Raw genomic sequence first — 18652 nt, forward strand, 5'->3', positions numbered from 1 at the left:
AGGAAGTCCATATGAAAAAGCTGAACTTGACTGCCGCTGCGGTGGCCGTTGCCCTGCTGGTCGGTTGCACCACCAACCCTTACACCGGTGAACGCGAAGCCGGCAAGGCGGGTATCTATGGCGGCATCGGGGCGGTCAGCGGCGCGGTGATCGGTGCGGCGACTTCCAGCAAGAAGGACCGTGCCAAGGGCGCGCTGATCGGTGCGGCAGTCGGTGGCGCGGCCGGTGGTGGCTATGGCTATTACGTCGACACCCAGGAAGCCAAGCTGCGCCAGACGCTGCAGGGCACCGGCGTGCAGGTGCAGCGTGAGGGCGACAACCTGACCCTGATCATGCCGGGCAACATCACCTTCGCCAGCAGCTCGGCGGACATCGCCAGCAACTTCTATCCGACGCTGAATTCGCTGGTACAGGTGTTCAAGGAGTTCGACAAGAACGGTGTGGATATCGTCGGCCACACCGACAGCACCGGCTCGCTACAGCTGAATCAGGACCTGTCCAACCGTCGCGCGCAGAGCGTGGCGTCCTACCTGATCAGCAACGGCGTGCCGTCCTCGCGCATCTCCGCCTCGGGTGTCGGCCCGAGCCAGCCGGTCGCCAGCAACGACACGGCCGCCGGCCGCGCGCAGAACCGCCGCGTCGAGATCAATCTGCGTCCGCTGTAACGCCCGCAACATCCGGCGGAGCCGCAACGGCTCCGCCACTGCCGGAAAGCCGGCGTCATGGAATTCTCCCGCCGTTCGTCGCACGGAACCTCTGTCCGCTTCGTGACTCTCAAGCACTTGAAGCACGCCAGTAATGGCGCAGAGGAGGTCGAATGGATGATCGTCCCGCTCTCCATTCCCGCAAGCCTTGGCTGCCATTGTTCGTCACGCTGGCGTTGATGGCGGGGCTTGGTGGATGGATCGGCTGGCAATGGCATGCTCAGGAAACGCGCAACCGCATCGAGCAGGAACAGCGCTTCACCTTTGCCGTCGATGACATCGAGCACACGCTGCGCGAGCGCATGCGTGCCTATGAAATGGTCCTGCGCGGCGTGGCCGGTCTGGTCGCGGGTAGCGACAGCGTTTCCCTGGACGATTGGATGCGCGCGGCCGATCAGCTGCAGCTGCAGGATTTCTACCCGGGCATCCAAGCGGTGGCGCTGGCGCGCTATGCCACCAGCCAGACGGTCGAAGCGCAACTGCAGGCGATCCGCAAATCCGGGCGCGAGCGCTTTCGCATGTATCCACCCGGCGTGCGCGACGAATACTTGATCGTCGACTACATCCATCCCGTCGACTGGCGCAACCGTCGGGTGTTGGGGTTCGATCTGTTCAGCGAGACGTTCCGGCGCGAGGCCGCTGCGGCGGCGCGAGATAGCGGCAATCCGGTCCTGACCGGGCCGTTGCGGCTCAAGCAGGAAACCGAGCAGAACGTGCAGACCGGCGTGCTGCTCTACCTGCCGCTGTACCGTACCAACGCGCCGACCACTACCGAGGAGGAGCGACGCAGCGCCTTTGTCGGTACCTTGCATGGCGCCTTCCGGTTGACCGACCTGATGGAAGGCATCCTCGGTTCGCGCAGCAGCGCGCTGCAACTGCAGCTACGGGACGCCGCTGCACCCGACGTGCCGTTGCTCGCCGGGCGTCGGCCGGCCAATGAGGAGGCCGGCTTCCAGCGCACGCGCAACATCTACATGTATGGCCGCAGCTGGCAGCTGAAGGTGGCGAGCACGCCCGAGTACGAAGCGGTGCTGCGCCACAGCAATCGCACGTTCGATCTGGTGTCGCCGCTGCTCGCGGCTGCGCTGTTCTCGCTGCTGATCGGCGGCTATCTCTATCTGCGCGAGCGCGCGTTGCGGGCCAGCCAGCGGTTGAGCGTGCAGGCGCAGGAACGCGAGGCGCGCTTTCGCCAGCTCATCGAGCAACTGCCGGTGGCCACCCTGCTGTGCAATGCCGCCGGACGTATCGAGCTGGCCAACCAGAGCGCCGCCAGCCTGCTCGGCTCTAACGCCGGGCTGCTGGCCGGCGAGCGGGTCAGCCGCTACCTGCCGTTCCTGCTGGGCGGCGATTCGCTGGCCCAACGCAGCGGGCTCCATCAGCAGGAAACCCAGGCGCTGCGCGAGGACGCCAACCCGGTGCCGGTTGCGCTCAGCCTGACCAGTTTCAACCATGACGAGGCGCGCTACTACGTGCTCAACCTGCTCGACCTGCAGGCGCGCAAGCGCGACGAAGAGCGATTCCGCAACGTGGTCGAGGCGTCGCCCAATGCCTTCGTGCTGGTCGACAGCGAAGGACGCATTGTCATGGTCAATCGCCAGACCGAGTTGCTGTTCGGCTATGAGCGCGAGCAGCTGCTCGGCCAGCCGGTCGAATTGCTGTTGCCTGAAGCGGCGCGCGAGGCTCACCGCGGGGCTCGCCAGGCATATGTTGCGCATCCCGAACCGCGGCGGATGGGCGGCAACCGCGAGTTGTTCGGCCGCCATCGCGACGGCAGCCAGGTGCCGGTGGAGATCGGCCTGTCGCCGCTGCGCAGCGGCGACGAGCAATTGGTGCAGGCGGTGATCATCGACATCAGCCATCGCAAGGCGGCCGAGCGCCGCCTGCGTGACCAGGCCGACCAGCTGGTGGTCGCCAATCGCTACAAGTCGGAATTCCTCGCCAACATGTCCCATGAGCTGCGCACGCCGCTCAACAGCATCCTGATCCTCAGCGACCAGCTGCGTCAGAACGGCGCCGGCAACCTCACCGACAAGCAGGTACGGCATGCCGACATCATCTACCGCGCCGGCCACGATCTGCTGCAGCTGATTAACGACGTGCTCGACCTGGCCAAGATCGAGGCCGGGCACCTGCAGCTCAAGCTCGAGCCGTTGAATCTGCGCGACCTGTTGGCCGAGACCGAGGCGGCGCTGGCGCCGATGGCGCAGCAGAAGGGCCTGAAGCTGACGCTGGAAGTGGCGTCCAACGTTCCCGAGCGGCTGGAAAGCGACCGCCTGCGCCTGCGGCAGATACTGCATAACCTGCTGACCAATGCGCTGAAGTTCACCGAGCACGGCGAGGTGCAGGTGCTGGTGCGTTGCCTTGCGCAGGGCGGCGCGAGTGGTGGCGATACGTTGCAGATCGAGGTGCGCGACACCGGCATCGGCATCGCCCGGGACCAACATGAGCGGATCTTCCAGGCCTTCCAGCAGATCGATGGCTCGATCAGCCGGCACTACGGGGGTACCGGCCTGGGGCTGGCGATCACCCAGCAGCTGGTGACCGTACTGGGTGGCCGGATCGAGCTGCAGAGCGAGCCGGGACAGGGTTCGCGCTTCACCGTCGAGCTGCCGCTGCCGGAGCGTCGCCTGGCGCTGCCGGGCACCGAGCGGCCACGCGGCGACGAGCCGAGCCTGCTGATTGTCGAGGGCGATGGCGTGTTTGCCGCGCTGCTCGATGAAGTCGGCCAGAGCCACGGCTTCGTCAGTACGCGCTGCGCCACCGGCAACGAAGGACTGGCGATGCTGCGCGAACGGCGTTTCGCAGCGGTGATTCTCGACATCCTGCTGCCGGATATCAGCGGCTGGCAGGTCTATCGCGAGCTGCGCGCCGACGAGCGTTTGCAGGGATTGCCGGTCGCGATCATTTCCAGCGTGCCGCAACCGGGCGACTGGCACGACGATGACGCGCGCTACCTGACCAAGCCGGTCGACCGGGTGACGCTCGAACAACTGTTCATCGAGCTGCGCCGCCAGGGCCACAACCCGCTGCGCCTGCTGCTGGTCGAAGGCGATCCGCAGCGGCGACGGGAGATTCGCGACTGTTTCGAGACGCTGGGCTACAGCGTGACGGCCACCGGGCACAGTGAGTCGGCGCGCCTGGCGTTCGCCGAGCAGGCGTTCAGTGCGCTGGCTATCGATTTCGATCTGGCCGATGGCAACGGCCTGGAGCTGCTCGAGGCGCTCGAGCGCCTGCGGCCGCTGCAGGGCATGCTGGTGCTGGTGAGCAGCCAGGCACCGCTGGACGATGAGCAGCTACAGCGTCTGCGGCGCTATTCGGCGGTGCTGCTGGCGAAATCCGACAGCCCCGAGCGCATCGGCGAGTTGGTGCGCCAGGCCTCGGCGACGGAGAGGTCCGAGACGATGCACCAGACTCCGCGCCCGGAACTGGGTCGTCAGGTGCTGCTGGTCGGCGACGACGTGCGGCTGATCTATTCGCTCAGTGCCGATCTCGATCAGCTGGGCCTGCAGGTTGAGCCGGTGACCAGTGCCGAGTCGGCGCTGGCACGGTTTGCCGAGGGTGCCTTCGATCTGGTGCTGCTGGACATGAGCCGAGCGGACGCAGAAGGTGTGATGTTGCCCGCCGCGCTCAAGGGCGAACACGGCTGCCAGGTGCCGATCATCGCCCTGGTCGAGGATGCCGGCGAGGAGCAGCGCCAGCGCTGTCTGGCGCTCGGCGCCGATGATGTGCTGGCCAAACCCGTGGAGCGCGCCGCGTTGGCGACGCTGTTGCAGCACTGGCTGGGCCTGCAGGCGGAGCAGGGCAAGGCTGAAGAGGAGTAGGGGAGCGGTGGGAGTAGACGCTGGATTGGCCGCAAACAGGTACGGCGCCGTGACGCGCGAGGGTGCCCGCGTGCACGTGCGCACAGCGATGCGGGAGGGCTTCTATGGGCCGAGCGCAGCTTAGAACGCAGCCGCGCAGCCGCACGCTGCTGGTGGTGGATGATCGCGAGGCCAATCTGGTCGCGATGGAGGCCCTGCTCGGCGACGGCGACTGGCAGGTGCACAGCGTCAATTCCGGCGAGGCGGCGCTCAAGGCGCTGCTCGAACTGGACGTCGAGCTGGTCCTGCTGGACGTGCAAATGCCCGGCATGGATGGCTTCGAGGTCGCCCGGCTGATGCGCGGCAGCCCGCATACGCGCTACACGCCGATCATTTTCGTTTCGGCCATCGCGCACACCCGCGAGTCGGTGCTGCGCGGCTACGCCAGCGGCGCGGTGGATTTCATTCTCAAACCGTTCGATCCACAGGTGCTCAAGCACAAGATCAACACGCTGCTGGCACACGAACACAACCGTCGCGACCTGCAGTTGCTTTCCCAGCAGCTCGACAGTGCCCGGGCCTTCAACGCCTCGGTGCTGAGCAACGCCGCCGAGGGCATCCTGGTGGTGGGTGAGGACGGCTATGTCACGTTCGCCAATCCGGCCATCGCCGAGATGCTGCACGCCCGCGTGGAGGACCTGCAGGGCACCGCGCTGCTGGCGCATCTGGCGGTGCCCGAGGTGGGCGTGCCGTGGCGCGAGTCGGAGTTCTACGAGCACTGGCGCAACGGCGCGACCTACCGTCTGCACGAGGCGCAGCTCTACAAGAGCGACGGCTCGACGCTGCCGGTGGCGCTGTCCAGCTCGCCGTTGCCACGCCAGCAACGCTCGATGGTGGTCATTGCGCTGGATATGTCGGTGGTTCGCAACCTGCACGTGCAGCTGGAGACCCAGGCGGTGACCGACTCGCTGACCGGGCTGCTCAATCGCCGCGGTTTCCACCAGGCGCTGGAGTCGGCGCTGGCGCGGGTCGACCGCAACGGCAAGCGCATGGCGATCCTGTACATCGACCTGGACGGCTTCAAGCGCATCAACGATTCACTCGGTCACGACGCCGGCGACGAGATCCTCTGCAAGGTGGCGCGGCTGTTGGAAACCTGCATGCGGCCCTACGACATCATCGCGCGCATGGGCGGCGACGAATTCACCGCGCTGCTGGACTCGCTCGATCATCCGGAAGATGCGGCGCGCGTGGCGGAGAAGCTCATCGAGCTGATCTCGGTGCGTCACCGTGTCGAAGGCACCGAGGTCACCCTGGGCGCGAGCATCGGCATCGCGCATTTTCCCGACAGCGGGCAGAGCGTCGACGAGCTGCTGCGCTCGGCGGACATGGCCATGTACGAGGCCAAGCGTGCCGGGCGCCGACAGTATCGCTTCTTCTCCGACGAGATGAACGGCCGCGCCCACACCCGCCTGATGATGGAGGAGAACCTGCGCAGCGCCATCGAACGCAACGATTTTGAGCTGGCCTACCAGCCGCAGATCATGCTCGAGAGCGGCCGGCTGCGTGGTTTCGAGGCATTGCTGCGCTGGCCCAACGGGCAGAGCGGGCAGGTCGAGCCGGGGGTGTTCATTCCGCTGCTGGAGGAGACGCGGCTGATCGAGCGAGTCGGCGACTGGGTGCTGCGCGAGGCCCTGAATCAGCATCGCCTGTGGCCGCAGGCGCTCGACGAAGGGCTGATTCTCAGCGTCAACGTCAGCCCGGTGCAGTTTGCCCGCGCCGGCCTGCTGGATAGCCTCCAGCGCCTGCTCGACGAGTACCAGCTGCTGCCGGCGCAGCTCGAGCTGGAGGTCACCGAAGGCACGTTGATGCAGGATCTGGAGCAGAGCTGCGACAAGCTGCGGCGCCTGCGCAAGCTGGGGGTGCGCGTGGCGATCGACGATTTCGGCACCGGCTATTCGTCACTGGCCTACCTGCGCCACTTCGAGCTGGACACGCTGAAGATCGATCGCTTGTTCATCACCAACATGCTTGACTCTCCACGCGATGCGGCGGTGGTCAATGCCATCATCGACCTGGGACGCAACCTGGGGCTGGAGGTGATTGCCGAAGGCGTCGAGAGCCTGGCGCAGCGCGAGTGGCTGCTCGCCAATGGCTGCGATGTGATGCAGGGTTTCCTGGTCTCGCCGGCGGTCGCCCCGGCACAGGCAACCGCCTTTCCGGCGCGGGTGAGCTGGGAGTCGTGCTGAGACCGCCTCAGCGCGGCGGGAATTGCGCGTGCAGGCTGGCCAGCTGGGCATCCTTGGCGGTCCACAACTGGTTGACCCACTGCTGGAACGCCAGCCGATACGCCTCGTCCTGATCGTAATTGCGGCCGAGAAACTCGCCCGGAATCTCCCGTCGTTCGATGCGCAGCACCACCTGGCGGATGCGTCCGGCGAGCAGGTCCCAGAAGCTGGGGCGACCGTCGGGATAGTGGATGGTGATGTCGATCAGTGCGCTCAGCTGTTCGCCCATCGCGTCGACCACGAAGGCGATGCCGCCAGCGCGCGGCTTGAGCAGGTGGCGGAACGGCGAGTCCTGCTGGTCGTGCTTGGCGGGTGTGAAACGCGTGCCTTCGAGGAAGTTGAACACCGACACCGGATTGGTGCGGTAGCGCTCGCAGGCGCGGCGGGTGGTGGCGAGGTCCTCGCCGCGTTTTTCCGGGTGCTTGGCCAGGTATTCCTTGCTGAAGCGCTTCATGAAGGGGAACTCCAGCGCCCACCAGCACAGACCGATGACCGGCACCCAGATCAATTCCTGCTTGAGGAAGAACTTGAGGATCGGCATGCGGCGGCTGAGCTGGTACTGCAGCACCAGAATGTCGGCCCAGCTCTGATGGTTGCTGGTGACCAGATACGAATGGTGCATGTCGACCAGCTCGCGGCCTTGGACATTCCAGTCGATGGTCCGCGCCAGGTTCATCCAGAAGCTGTTCACCGACATCCAGGATTCAGCGATCCAGTGCATGCCGTAGCGCAGCGTGCGCTGGATCGGCGCGAAGGGCAGCACCAGCTTGAGCAGGGCGAGGGCGAACAGTGGCCAGCACCAGAACAGGGTATTGAGCGCGAGGATAAGCGCGGAAAGTACGCCGCGCAGCGGCGCGGGAAGAAAGCTAAGCATGGCTGGCTCATCGATACGGCTGAGTCGAGTCGCCAAGAGTAGCGATTATGCAGGCATCTGTAACTATCTGAAGTGACAGTAAAAAGCCCGCCCGCGCGAGGCGCGGGCGGGCTTTTTGGGGCGCGGACGTCAGGCTTTCCGGTTGGCCGCCTGCAGTGCGGTGAGGGCGATGGTGAAGACGATGTCCTCGACCAGCGCGCCGCGCGACAGGTCGTTCACCGGCTTGGCCAGGCCCTGCAGCATCGGGCCGACGCTGAGGCAGTTGGCGTTGCGCTGCACAGCCTTGTAGGTGGTGTTGCCGGTGTTCAGGTCGGGGAAGATGAACACGGTGGCCTGGCCGGCGACCTTGCTGTCCGGCGCCTTCTGCTTGCCGACGCTGAGTACCGAGGCGGCGTCGTACTGCAGCGGGCCGTCGATCGGCAGCTGCGGTGCGCGCTGTTGGGCGATGCGGGTGGCTTCGGCGACCTTCTCCACCTCGGCACCACTGCCGGAGCTGCCGGTGGAGTAGCTGATCATCGCCACGCGCTGCGGCACGCCGAGGGCGGCGGCCGATTCGGCACTTTGCAGGGCGATCTCGGCCAGTTCGGTGGCGCTCGGATTCGGGTTCACCGCGCAGTCGCCATAGACCAGCACCTGATCCGGCAGCAGCATGAAGAACACCGAGGACACCAGGCTGTAGCCCGGCGCGGTCTTGATCAGCTGCAGGGCCGGGCGGATGGTGTTGGCTGTGGTGTGCACGGCGCCGGAAACCAGGCCGTCCACCTCATCCAGCGCCAGCATCATGGTGCCGAGTACGACGGTGTCCTTGAGCTGCTCGCGCGCATCTTCGGGCGTCAGGCCCTTGGCCTTGCGCATTTCGCACATCGGCTCGACGTAGCGGTTGGCGATCAGATCCGGATCGAGGATTTCCAGGCTGGCAGGCAGGTTGATGCCCTGCTCGTGGGCGACCTGCTCGACTTCGGCCGGCTTGGCCAGCAGCACACAGCGGGCGATGCCGCGCTCCTGACAGATGGCCGCGGCGCGAATGGTGCGCGGCTCGTTGCCTTCCGGCAGGACGATGCGCTTGTTCGCGTCTTGCGCACGCTTGACCAGTTGATAGCGAAACGCAGCCGGCGACAGACGCGGCTCGGCACGCGGGACGCTGCAGCGGGTGTGCAGGAATTCGGGGTGCAGGTGCTTGGCGATGTAATCGGTGACCAGGCTGGCGCGCTCGATGTCGTCCGACGGGGTTTCCTTGTTCAGGCCGAACAGGTTGTTGGCCGTGTCATAGGAGTTGGTGCTCACCATCATCACCGGCAGGCCACCGGCCAGTGCGGTCTTGCACAGTTCGAGAATGCGCGGGTCCGGCGTGAAGTCGCCGGTCAGCAGCAGGCCGGCGAGCTTCTCGCCGTTGAGCGAGGCCAGGCTGGCGGCGAGGATGATGTCGTCGCGGTCGCCGGGCGTCACCACCAGTACGCCGGAGCGCAGCAGCTGCACGGTGTTCGGCACGGCGCGGGCGCACAGCACGATCTTGCCGACGCGGCGCTGATCAGCTTCGCCGGCGTTGAGCACCTGCGCACCGAGCAGTTCGACGATGTCACGGGTACGCAGCGCGTTGAGTTCTTCGGCGAAGGGAATAGCGCCGAGCAGCTGGAAGTCGGAGCTGCCGAGCAGCGGCAGATGTTCCTTGAGGCGCTCGACGAAGGCCGGCACGCCGTCCTCGCTCTTGACCTTGTTGAGGATCACGCCGAGCACCTTCGGGTCCTTGGCGCCGCCGAATTGCTGCGCCTGGATCTCGATGCGCTCGGCCATGCGCTTGATGCTGTCCTTGCCCTGGGCGGCGATCAGGATGATCTCGGCGTCCAGGCTCTTGGCCAGCTGGGTGTTGATGCGCGAGGTGTAGTCGGAGCTGGTGGTCGGCACCATGCCTTCGACGATGACCACGTCCTTGCCGGCAGCGGCCTGCTGGAAGCGGCTGACCACTTCCTCGAGCATCAGGTCCAGCTCGCCGTCGGCCAGCTGGCGCTCGACCTGTTCCAGCGCCAGCGGTTCGGGCGAGGGCAGGTTGAGGGTCTTTTCGACGAGGATGCAGGAGCGCTCACGGCCCTGGTCGACCGGGAAGGGTTGTGCGATCGGTTTGAAGAAACCGACCTTCAGGCCGGCGCCTTCGAGCGTGCGAATCAGGCCGAGGCTGATGGAGTTCAGACCGCCGCCGAAACCGGTTGGGGCTAGAAACAGAGTGTGCATGGGTTCTCCTTCAGGGGAGCGGGGAGCTCTGGCTGCAGAATGCGGGGCCGCAGGCGGGACGAGCGAAGGCCCGGCGACCTTTCGGTCTCCGGGCCTGCGAGACAGGCATCCCGCCTGTCGGGGGCGAATCAGGCGTCGAGCAGCGCAAGGGTGTCCAGAGCGATCTGGCGCTCTTCGTTGGTCGGCACCACCAGGACGCGGCGGCTGCCTTCGGCCTGGATCTCGCCGGACACACCGCGGGTGCAGCGGGCGTTGGCCGCGTCGTCAAGCTTGAAGCCGAGCAGCTTGAGGTGCTGGAGGGTGCGTTCGCGCACGGCAGCGGAGTTTTCGCCGATGCCGCCGGTGAATACCAGGCCGTCCAGGCTATCCAGGCCGCAGGACATGGCTGCCAGCGACTTGGCCAGGCGATAGCAGAACACCTCGAACGCCAGCACGGCGCCCGGATGACCGGCATTGCGGGCGTCGGCGAGGGTGCGCATGTCGTTGGACAGGCCGGACAGGCCCTTCAGGCCGCTTTCCTTGTTCAGCAGGTTGTCGATCTTGGCCAGATCCCAGCCGAGGGTGCGGTTGAGGAAATAGTGCAGGCTCGGATCGACATCGCCGCTGCGGGTGCCCATCACCAGGCCTTCCAGCGGGGTCAGGCCCATGCTGGTGTCGCGGCTCTCGCCGTTCTGCACCGCACAGGTGGAGCAGCCATTGCCCAGGTGAGCGACCAGCCAGCCGCTATTCTCCACCGGCAGGCCGGTCATTTCGGCGGCGCGTCGGCTGACGAAGCGCAGGCTGGTGCCGTGGAAGCCGTAGCGACGCACGCCGTGCTCCTCATAGAGGAAGCTCGGGATCGCATAGCGATAGGCATGCGGCGGCATCGTCTGGTGGAACGCGGTGTCGAACACGCCGACCTGCGGCAGTTCGGGGAACAGGTTGATGGCTGCGTGGATGCCGCTCAGGTTGGCCGGGTTGTGCAGCGGTGCCAGCTGGATGTTGGCTTCGATGCTGGCCAGGGTTTCGTCGGTGAGCAGAGTGGAGGCGAAGAACTTCTCGCCGCCGTGCACCACGCGGTGGCCGATGCCGTCCAGATGACCGCCGGCGGCGTCTTCGACGCGCGGCAGGATCTGCGCGAGCGCGGCCTGGTGGTCGGCGTTCGGCACCTTGACGCTTTCCTTGCCGGCAGCGCTCTCGAAGTGGATGACAGCCTCTGCGGTACCGATGCATTCGGCGAGACCTTGCAGCGGGAAGGTAGCTTGCGCTTCGTTGACCAGGGCGAACTTGATCGACGAGCTGCCACAGTTGATCACCAGGATGTTACGAGCCGGCATCGGTGCTCCTTGATTCACTGAAAGTTATTGATATGAAGTGACAAAAGAATCTCAGGCAGCCGGATTCTTGCATAACCATAGTAAAAGCGATGCCATCCAAAGGTTGTAGTCGGGCTGTCGATGGCACTACACGATTTGCTCATCGGGAACCACGCTGTCCGTTGCTCGGCCTTCGGTTCACATTCGGCCTGGCGCGCGGTTAGACTGTGTCGTCCATTTCCCCAAGCAAAGGTTTGAGCCCATGCTGATCGCCGCTAACAAGGCTGTCTCAATCGACTACACCCTCACCAACGACGCCGGTGAGGTGATCGACAGCTCCGCCGGCGGCGCGCCGCTGGTCTACCTGCACGGTGCAGGCAACATCATTCCTGGCCTTGAAAAGGCGCTGGAAGGCAAGCAGGGCGGCGATCAGATTCAGGTCACCATCGAACCGCAGGACGCCTATGGCGAGTACAGCCCGGAACTGGTCGCCACGCTGAACCGTGCCATGTTCGAAGGCGTCGACGAGCTGGAAGTCGGCATGCAGTTCCATGCCTCCGGCCCGGATGGCGGCATGCAGATCGTCACCATCCGTGACGTCGAGGGTGATGACGTGATCGTCGACGGCAACCATCCGCTGGCTGGCCAGCGTCTGAGCTTCGACGTCAAGATCGTCAGCGTCCGCGACGCCAGCGAAGAAGAAGTGGCCCACGGCCATGTGCATGGCGAAGGCGGTCATCACCACTGATCGGCACGCCCGCGGCGCCGGTCATTCGAGACCGCGCCAGGTCGAGCTGATCGTGTAGAAGGCGCTCCGGTCGCGGCCGGGGCGTTTTTTTTGTCTGGAGGGAAGACATGAGCGCATTTCATCAATTGGTCCTGCCGGGGCTGGGTGGTCAGGAGCTGCCGCTGGCGTCGTTCGGCGACAAGCTCACGCTGGTGGTCAACGTTGCCTCGCAATGCGGTTTGACGCCCCAGTACGCGGGCCTCGAGCGACTGCACCAGCAGTATCGCGAGCGTGGCTTCAGCGTGCTCGGCGTGCCGTGCAACCAGTTCGCCGCGCAGGAGCCGGGCAGCGACGAAGAGATTCGTGCGTTCTGCAGCCTCAATTACGGCGTCAGCTTCCCGCTGACCGGCAAGCTCGACGTCAACGGGCCGCAGCGTCATCCGCTGTACCGCCTGCTGGCAGGCGAGGGGGCGGATTTTCCCGGCGACATCAGCTGGAACTTCGAAAAATTCCTGGTCGACCGCGACGGCCGCGTGCTGGCGCGTTTCTCGCCACGCACCAGTCCGGACGATCCGGCGCTGATCCAGGCGATCGAGGCGGCGCTGCCCTGATCCCCAACACCCCGGCGCCTGCAACGGGCGCCGGGGTTGCGCGCTCGCCGGGCAGGTCGGTAGCGCCATCGTAAAACATCGCGGCCGATAAGCCCGGGTGATGATCCTAGGCTGGCGAGACGACCGGTCATATCCTCGCCGCATGACCGCTCAAACCCGCAACGACAAGCACGCATTGATCCTCGCCAGGGGTGCCCAGGTGATGATTCGTCGCGGCTATCACGGCACCGGCGTGCAGGAGATCGTGCAGGCCGCGGGCGTACCGAAGGGCTCGTTCTATCACTACTTCGCCAGCAAGGAAGACTTCGCCCTGCAAGCGCTCGAGGCGTTGTATTGCCCGCGCCTCGAACGTTACCGGGTGGCGCTCAACGAGGCGCCCGGCACCCCTTGCCAGCGCATTCTCGCCTATTACCGCGAGCTGACCGCGCACTTCTCGCGCCAGGAAAAGCCCGAGTACCACTGCTTCATCGGCAGCCTGAGTTTCGAGATGGCCGAGCTGTGTCCGCCCATCGGTCAGAAGGTATTGGCGATTCTCGGGCAGTCGGTCGAGCTGCTGGCCGACTGCCTGGAACAGGCGCGCCGTCAGGGCGAAATAGCCGCCGACAGCGATTGCGCCGCCATCGCCGAATTCATCGGCAACGCGTGGGAAGGCGCGCTGCTGCGTATGAAGGTCAGCGGCAGCGTGACGCCGCTGCAGCGTTTTCTCGATCAGCTGGCGCGGCTGCTGGAGTGCCAATGAGCCTGCGCCCCGCACCGTCGCAACACACACAACAGGAGAGTCGCATGACCGCTACCGTAAATGCCTTGTTCCAGCCGTTCGAGCTGGGTTCGCTGCACCTGCCGACCCGCGTGGTGATGGCGCCGATGACCCGCTCGTTTTCGCCCAACGGCGTGCCGACCGCCGATGTGGTCGAGTACTACCGGCGGCGGGCGGCATCCGGGGTGGGGCTGATCATCACCGAGGGCACCACGGTCGGACACGCGGCCGCCAACGGCTATCCGCAGGTTCCGCGGTTCTATGGCGCCGATGCACTGGCCGGCTGGAAGCAGGTGGTCGACGCCGTGCACACCGCCGGTGGACGCATCGTTCCGCAGCTCTGGCACGTCGGCAACGTGCGCCGCATCGGCACCGAGCCGGAGGCGAGCGTGCCGGGGTACGGCCCGATGGAAAAGCTCAAGGACGGCCAGGTCGTCGTGCACGGCATGACCAAGCAGGATATTCAGGACGTCATCGCCGCGTTTGCCCAGGCCGCCCGCGATGCTCAGGCGATCGGCATGGACGGTGTGGAGATCCACGGCGCTCACGGTTATCTGATCGACCAGTTCTTCTGGGCCGGCAGCAACCAGCGTATCGACGAATATGGCGGCAGCCTGGCCAACCGTTCGCGCTTCGCCATCGAACTGATCCAGGCGGTACGCGCGGCTGTAGGGCCGGACTTCCCGATCATCTTCCGCTTCTCGCAGTGGAAGCAGCAGGACTACAGCGCACGGCTGGTGCAGACCCCCGACGAGCTGGGCGAATTCCTCGCGCCGCTGTCGGCGGCGGGTGTGGATATTTTCCATTGCTCGACGCGGCGTTTCTGGGAGCCGGAGTTCGAGGGCTCGCCGCTGAACCTCGCCGGCTGGACGCGCCAGCTGACCGGCAAGCCGACCATCACCGTGGGCAGCGTCGGCCTGGACGACGAGTTTCTGCAGTACATGGTCAAGACCGACAAGGTCGCCCAGCCGGCGAACATCGAAGGTCTGCTGGAGCGTCTGAACCGGCAGGAATTCGATCTGGTCGCGGTGGGACGTGCGCTGCTGGTCGATCCGGACTGGGCGCAGAAGGTGCGCGAAGGGCGGATGCAGGACGTGCTGCCATTCAGCCGCGAGGCGCTGAAGACGCTCGCCTGACGCATTCGTCGCTATGCAAAAAGGCCGGAACGCTTGCGGCGTTGCGGCCTTTTTCTTTTTCGCCCGGCGCTAGGTCGGGCGTTTGACCAACGCGTGACTTTGGCCACCCTCGCGGACCCACAGCAGCGTCGCCCCGGCGACCGCGGCCGGCATGATCAGCAGGTTCAGGCCGGGCACCAGCAGCGCCGCATAGGTCACCGCGCCGAAGCTCAGGCTCTGCCAGCGGCGCTGGCGCAGCCAGGTCAGCATCTCCGCCCAGCTCACCCGGTTGTTGTCCGCCGGATAGTCGATGTACTGCACCGCCATCATCCAGACGCCGAACAGCAACCACAACGGCGCGGCGACGATGTTCAGCACCGGAATGAACGACAGCACCAGCAGCGCCAGTGCGCGTGGCGCAAAATAGGCCAGCTTGCGCGCTTCGCGGGCCAGGGTGCGCGGCAGCATGGCCAGCAGTTCGGCCCAGCTGAAGGGGGGCGCCGTATCCTCGCCGCGCGCCACCACCTCGACCTTCTCCGCGAGGAAGCCGTTGAACGGCGCGGCGATGACGTTGGCGAGCAGGGTGAAGGTGAAGAACACCATCAGCACGACCAGCGCGACGAACACCGGCCAGAGCAGATATTCGAGAAAGGTCAGCCAGTCCGGCAGGCTCGGCATGAACGCCTCGACCCAGAGCCCGAACTGTCGCATGGCAAGCCAGATCAGGCCGACGAACAGCAGCACATTGACGGTCAGCGGTAGGAGCACGAACAGCCGCAACCCCGGGCTGAGGACCAGTTTCAGGCCTTCACGAAGGTACTGCGGGCCGGAAAGGGCGGGCAACGACATGCGCAAGCTCCAGCAGAGGAAAACGACGGGACCATACCGGCTTTGCCCGGCGGCGCAAAGTCGCGGGCGAGCGATAGGCCAGGTCTATAGTGAGGATGCACGCGCTGAATTTTACCGGGCAGCGCGGGGCGCCTAGAGTGGCGCCATCGGTTTTCCCAAGGGCCATCCACTCACAGCCTTCCCCTAGCGCTTTGGGATGGCCCTTTTTTCTTCTGGCGACGCGGCGCTCAGCGCCGGCTGAGCGGCTGGCGGTCGAAGCGAACGCCTGGCAGACCGGTTTCCATCAGTGCGCGGATGTTGCGATGGTCGGAGCCGGTCGGCGAGGCCAGCACGGTCTGGTAATGCTCGCCGAAGGCCAGCAGCGCTTCCTCGGTGGAGAAGCCTTCCAGCAGCGCGAGGCCCAGCGTCTTGCAGGAACCCTCGTTCTCCCCCGCGGCGTTTTCCACGCCACCGTTGATGAAGCGGCTCGGCTGGTAGTCGTAGTGCTCAGCGATGAACGCCAGCGTGGCGCTGAACGGGTGGTTGCGGTTGCGCAGGCTGGCGCGAAAGTCCTTGAGGCTGCTCATGGCTTCTGGCCCTTGTCGAAGGCGGCCTGTTGCTCGGACGTCGCTTCCTTCTGGTAGCGCTTCTTCCATTCGGCGTAGGGCATGCCGTACACCTCTTCGCGCGCCTCGTCGACGCTGACGGCGACGTCGAGGTCGTCGGCGGCGGCCTTGTACCACTTGGACAGGCAATTGCGGCAGAAGCCGGCGAGGTTCATCAGGTCGATGTTCTGCACGTCCGGGCGGCTGCGCAGGTGCTGGACCAGGCGGCGGAAGGCGGCGGCTTCCAGTTCGGTGCGTTCTTGCTCGTTCATGTCTGCTTCTCGGCGTTGGCTGAGGTGGGCCGGATCATAACCTCGGTGTTGGGCAGCGACCAGCCTCGCCAGTGCCGGCTACGCGAGGCGCTGAGCCGTCGCGCTTCAGTCGCGGTGCGCGGCCAGGGTGATCGAGACGGACTCGGCGAAGCGCAGCGCGTGGGGCTTGTCGACTTCCACCTCGGCATAGCGCACCTGCGGGTGCTGCATGATCAGGTCGAGGATTTCCTGGGTGAGGCGTTCCAGCAGAGCGAAGCGGTTGTCCTCGACGTGACGGATGATCGCCTTGGTGATGGTGCGGTAGTTCAGCGCGTGGTCGATGACGTTGTCACGCACCGCATCGGCGGCGGGGTAGAGCATGGTCAGGTTGATCAGCACGTCCTGCTTGTTGAGGATCTCCTCTTCCTTGATGCCGATGAACGTGCGCAGGCGCAGGTCTTTGACGCGGATGCGTGCCATCGAGGGTTCCAGTCTGGGCATGGGGTCTCCTTGTGGGCGGGTCAGATCAGGTGGCGGCCGCCGTTCACCGTGAGGATGGTGCCGGTGACGTAGGGATTGTCGAGCAGATAGCGCAGACTCTGGTAGATCACCTCGGCGCCGGGCTCGATGCCCAGCGCCGATTTGGCCAGGGCCTTGCGCCGGTAGGCCTCGTCATCGTCGGGATTGAACTGGATCAGCGCCGGAGCGATGCCGTTGACCTTGATCTGCGGCGCCAGGCTGGCGGCGAACGACAGCGTTAGATTGTCCAGGCCGGCCTTGCTGGCCGCGTAGGCGATGTGCTTGCTGCTGCCGCGGCGGGTGACGTCGTCGCCGATGTGCACGATGTCCGCGGCGCCGCCGTGACGTAGCAGCGCGGCGCCGTGCAGGTTGATCAGGTATGGCGCGAGCATGTGCACGCTGAACATGCGCTGGAACAGCTCGGCTTCCTGGCCGGACGTTTCGCTGTGCCATTCCGAAGCGTTGTGCACGATGGCACGCAGGCCGTCGGTGTGCGCCTTGAGTGTTTCGATGAAGGCCTGAATGCCGGCCGCATCGGCGAAATCGGCCGCCAGCGTGATCGCTCCGCGGCTGCGCAGATGCGCCACGCCTTCGCGTTCGCGGCGGTAGCTGATGATGACGGAGTGGCCGTCGTCGAGCAGGCGCTCGGCGCAATGCAGGCCGATTCGCTGGCCGGCGCCGGTGATCAGGATGGGAAGCGGGGATTGGCTCATCGGGCGCCTCGGTCGGTCAGGCGCTGTCGTCATGCCGGTGCGCAGCGCTGGCCGGCCAGCTTACACCAGATCGGCGGACGACTCGGGATGCAGGCGCCGATGCTGGCGGTAGAGGAAGCTGCGGATGCGTTCGGCATCCTGCTCGCCGTTGAACTCCACCTCATAGGCCGCCAGGTCGTCGTCGATCTCGCGTACCCGGTGCGCTTCGACTTCCAGCGGCGCGTCGTCGGGCAGCGCCAGGCACAGATGGAAGTGTTTGGGGGGCTTGCGCCCGCGGCCGGCCTTGACCAGCAGCCCGTGCGAGGACAGCTCGCAGACGCGCAGCGGACTCGCCTCGCCGTCGCGCTTGAGCAGCGCCAGCGGCTGTTCGAGGTGCAGGCGCCAGGCCCGGTTGATCGGGCCGCGCTCGAAGATGACCGGCGGCGCCAGATGCAGATGCAGGCTGTGAAATTCGTCCTCCTTGATCTGCACCGGGAAGCTCATGCGGAACTCGGCGGTTTTCGCTTCGAGCGAAAGCTCCGCGTGGGTCGCCAGCGCCAGCAGCAGCTCGTTGGACTGCGGTCCGCCATCGAGGCGAAAGCCGGCGGTGCGCTCGCCATGGCCATTGGCCGCGCGATGCATGAGCTTGTTGATGAAGGCCAGCTCATCGCTGGTCAGGACTGTCCGTTCGGCCATGTCACTTCCTCGAGGAGTCGGCGCGGCGGGCGCCGACGACCGCGGCACGGCGATCCGTGCCGGGCGGTTTGTTGCGCGCTGTGATCGTGATTTCCAAGAGTAGTTCAGTACGGTTGTCGGATTTTGGCGATTCGCTGCCCGGGATGTCCGACAGGCGAGCGCCTTGCGGCATAATGGCCGGCTTCAATTTGCGGAGATTCCCTCATGAAAGTCGCCATCCTTTCCGGCAGCGTTTACGGCAGCGCCGAGGACGTCGCTCGTCATGCCGAGCGCCAGCTCAAGGCCGCCGGTTTCGATGCCTGGCACGATCCGCGCGCGCAACTGCCGCAGGTGCTGGAGTTCGCGCCGCAAGCGCTGCTGGTGGTGACCTCCACCACCGGCATGGGTGAGCTGCCGGACAGCTTCGTGCCGCTGTATTCTGCCATCCGCGAACAGTTCCCGGCCTGGCACGGACTGCCCGGCGGGGTGATCGCCTTGGGTGACGCCAGCTATGGCGATACGTTCTGCGGCGGTGGCGAGCTGGTGCGCGAGCTGTTCGCCGAGCTGGGCGTGCGGGAAGTGCAGGAAATGCTGCGGATCGATGGCAGCGAGACGGTCACGCCGGAAGTCGATGCCGAGCCCTGGCTGGCGCGCTTCGCCGAAATCCTGCGCGGCTGAGACGGGC

General features: G+C 65.8%; 17 protein-coding genes. 8 read left to right on the forward strand and 9 right to left on the reverse strand.

Annotated features, from left to right (window positions below; all coding sequences use genetic code 11):
* The first annotated feature begins 11 nt into the window (after positions 1-11).
* The 3 genes from HU825_RS09620 (at position 12) to HU825_RS09630 (ending at position 6753) form a co-directional block, all read left to right on the forward strand.
* Positions 12-665 (forward strand): YiaD family glycine zipper/OmpA-like lipoprotein, encoded by a 654-nt coding sequence (locus HU825_RS09620; protein WP_043295864.1) that lies wholly within the window; start codon positions 12-14, stop codon positions 663-665.
* Between the two features lie 152 nt (positions 666-817).
* Positions 818-4525 carry a CHASE domain-containing protein gene (locus HU825_RS09625; RefSeq protein ID WP_234301930.1) on the forward strand — a complete coding sequence of 1236 codons (3708 nt, stop codon included), beginning with the start codon at positions 818-820 and terminating at the stop codon, positions 4523-4525.
* Positions 4526-4629: 104 nt separating this feature from the next.
* The gene (locus HU825_RS09630; RefSeq protein WP_043295866.1) at positions 4630-6753 is read left to right on the forward strand and encodes a two-component system response regulator; all 2124 of its coding nucleotides are present in this window, start codon (positions 4630-4632) and stop codon (positions 6751-6753) included.
* 7 nt (positions 6754-6760) lie between these two features.
* Here HU825_RS09630 and HU825_RS09635 read toward each other — a convergent pair whose 3' ends face one another.
* The 3 genes from HU825_RS09635 to HU825_RS09645 form a co-directional block, all read right to left on the reverse strand.
* A complete protein-coding gene (locus tag HU825_RS09635; RefSeq protein ID WP_054093618.1) occupies positions 6761-7666 on the reverse strand; it encodes a 1-acylglycerol-3-phosphate O-acyltransferase, YihG family in 906 nt (301 codons plus the stop codon).
* A 129-nt stretch (positions 7667-7795) separates the two neighbouring features.
* Complete coding sequence (pta, locus tag HU825_RS09640) at positions 7796-9892, reverse strand: phosphate acetyltransferase (protein ID WP_234301931.1); 2097 nt, start codon at positions 9890-9892, stop codon at positions 7796-7798.
* Positions 9893-10020: 128 nt separating this feature from the next.
* Positions 10021-11208 carry an acetate kinase gene (locus HU825_RS09645; RefSeq protein WP_043295869.1) on the reverse strand — a complete coding sequence of 396 codons (1188 nt, stop codon included), beginning with the start codon at positions 11206-11208 and terminating at the stop codon, positions 10021-10023.
* A gap of 241 nt (positions 11209-11449) precedes the next feature.
* On the opposite strand from HU825_RS09645, the gene HU825_RS09650 reads away from it, so the two are divergent.
* The 4 genes from HU825_RS09650 (at position 11450) to HU825_RS09665 (ending at position 14418) form a co-directional block, all read left to right on the forward strand.
* A complete protein-coding gene (locus HU825_RS09650) occupies positions 11450-11935 on the forward strand; it encodes an FKBP-type peptidyl-prolyl cis-trans isomerase (protein ID WP_043295870.1) in 486 nt (161 codons plus the stop codon).
* 107 nt (positions 11936-12042) lie between these two features.
* On the forward strand, positions 12043-12525 hold the full coding sequence (locus HU825_RS09655) for a glutathione peroxidase (protein WP_043295871.1): 483 nt from the start codon (positions 12043-12045) through the stop codon (positions 12523-12525).
* Between the two features lie 142 nt (positions 12526-12667).
* Positions 12668-13264, forward strand: a complete 597-nt coding sequence (locus HU825_RS09660; RefSeq protein WP_234301932.1) for a TetR/AcrR family transcriptional regulator — start codon at positions 12668-12670, stop codon at positions 13262-13264.
* 44 nt (positions 13265-13308) lie between these two features.
* Positions 13309-14418, forward strand: a complete 1110-nt coding sequence (locus HU825_RS09665; protein ID WP_234301933.1) for an NADH:flavin oxidoreductase — start codon at positions 13309-13311, stop codon at positions 14416-14418.
* A gap of 69 nt (positions 14419-14487) precedes the next feature.
* On the opposite strand, the gene cysZ is transcribed toward HU825_RS09665, so the two are convergent.
* From cysZ to HU825_RS09695, 6 genes are all read right to left on the reverse strand, one after another.
* Positions 14488-15246: a sulfate transporter CysZ gene (cysZ, locus tag HU825_RS09670; RefSeq protein WP_234301934.1), complete on the reverse strand. Its 759-nt coding sequence runs from the start codon at positions 15244-15246 to the stop codon at positions 14488-14490.
* Between the two features lie 227 nt (positions 15247-15473).
* Positions 15474-15812 carry a HopJ type III effector protein gene (locus tag HU825_RS09675; protein WP_234301935.1) on the reverse strand — a complete coding sequence of 113 codons (339 nt, stop codon included), beginning with the start codon at positions 15810-15812 and terminating at the stop codon, positions 15474-15476.
* Positions 15809-16102, reverse strand: a complete 294-nt coding sequence (locus HU825_RS09680) for a DUF1244 domain-containing protein (RefSeq protein WP_003287201.1) — start codon at positions 16100-16102, stop codon at positions 15809-15811. The genes HU825_RS09675 and HU825_RS09680 overlap by 4 nt, the downstream gene beginning before the upstream one ends.
* A gap of 105 nt (positions 16103-16207) precedes the next feature.
* On the reverse strand, positions 16208-16582 hold the full coding sequence (folX, locus tag HU825_RS09685) for a dihydroneopterin triphosphate 2'-epimerase (protein WP_003287200.1): 375 nt from the start codon (positions 16580-16582) through the stop codon (positions 16208-16210).
* A gap of 20 nt (positions 16583-16602) precedes the next feature.
* The gene (folM, locus tag HU825_RS09690; RefSeq protein ID WP_003287199.1) at positions 16603-17313 is read right to left on the reverse strand and encodes a dihydromonapterin reductase; all 711 of its coding nucleotides are present in this window, start codon (positions 17311-17313) and stop codon (positions 16603-16605) included.
* Positions 17314-17373: 60 nt separating this feature from the next.
* Positions 17374-17988, reverse strand: coding sequence for a PilZ domain-containing protein (locus HU825_RS09695; protein ID WP_138299364.1), 615 nt, complete (start codon positions 17986-17988; stop codon positions 17374-17376).
* A 204-nt stretch (positions 17989-18192) separates the two neighbouring features.
* On the opposite strand from HU825_RS09695, the gene HU825_RS09700 reads away from it, so the two are divergent.
* Entirely contained in the window at positions 18193-18645 is a 453-nt protein-coding gene (locus HU825_RS09700) for a flavodoxin (protein WP_003287196.1), read from the forward strand.
* The last annotated feature ends 7 nt before the right edge of the window (positions 18646-18652 follow it).

The sequence above is a fragment of the Pseudomonas phenolilytica genome, from assembly GCF_021432765.1.
Classification (GTDB): Bacteria; Pseudomonadota; Gammaproteobacteria; order Pseudomonadales; family Pseudomonadaceae; genus Stutzerimonas; species Stutzerimonas phenolilytica.